The 287-nt window shown below is 65.9% G+C and carries 1 pseudogene; it reads left to right on the top strand.

The annotated features are described in order from the left end of the window. Window positions 1-287 (top strand): annotated as a pseudogene (locus tag PZH32_RS13925) (1-deoxy-D-xylulose-5-phosphate reductoisomerase); the annotation flags it as partial.

The following is a 287-nucleotide window of genomic DNA, read 5'->3' as shown; positions in this document are numbered from 1 at the left end:
CAAACGCTTGACGTGGTGCGTCAGCACAGCGATAAGCTTGAAGTGGTCGGCCTGGCGGCCCATAGCCGCACCGACGAGGTAGTGGCCCAGGCGCGCGCCTTTGAGGTCTGCCACGTAGCTTTCGGCGATGAGGCGCTGGCTTCCGACAGCCGCATCGACGAGGCACGGCAGGTGGTGGACACCATAGCGGCTGCTCATCCCGGCGAAGAGGGCACTGTGGGCGTGGGGCCTGACGCCGTGCTTGACCTGGTGCGTTTGCCCGAGGTGGATGTGGTGGTGAACGCCCT

It is taken from the genome of Adlercreutzia equolifaciens (assembly GCF_029076695.1).
GTDB classification, from domain to species: domain Bacteria; phylum Actinomycetota; class Coriobacteriia; order Coriobacteriales; family Eggerthellaceae; genus Adlercreutzia; species Adlercreutzia equolifaciens_A.
Note: the sequence above shows the minus strand (reverse complement) of the source record. Positions and strands in the feature narration are given on the sequence as shown.